Raw genomic sequence first — 494 nt, forward strand, 5'->3', positions numbered from 1 at the left:
CTACCCCGGCGCGCAGGTCCAGATCGACAACCAGCAGGGCCACCTCGAGACGATCATCGGCGGCCGCGCCCGCGTCGACTTCAACCACCCGCTCGCCGGCGAGGACCTCGAGTACGAGTACGAGATCCTCGAAGTCATCGACGACCGCGAGGAGCAGGCGTCCGGCATGCTCGGCATGTACCTCCAGGAGGCGCCGGAGGTCCGCATCGAGACGGTCACCGAGGAGGAGGAGACCGTCACCGAGGACGACGACGGCGAGGAGACCGTCGAGACCGAGGAGGTCGAGAAGGAGGTCCTCTACGTCACGGCGACGCAGGCGATGCAGATGAACCAGCAGTGGATGTTCCAGAAACAGCAGATCGCGCAGGACCTCATGGACCGCCTCGACCTCGACCGCGTGGTCATCGAGGAGGTCATCGAGGGCGGCGGCATGGGCGGTCTCGGCGGCATGATGGGCGGCATGGGCGGCGCCGGCGCCGGCGACGTCGACATCG

The 494-nt window shown here is 67.8% G+C and carries 1 pseudogene; it reads left to right on the top strand.

The features are described from left to right. A pseudogene (locus tag D3D02_RS19165) lies at window positions 1–494 on the top strand (peptidylprolyl isomerase); the annotation flags it as partial.

This window comes from Halobellus sp. Atlit-38R (genome assembly GCF_003665925.1).
Classification (GTDB): domain Archaea; phylum Halobacteriota; class Halobacteria; order Halobacteriales; family Haloferacaceae; genus Haloquadratum; species Haloquadratum inordinatus.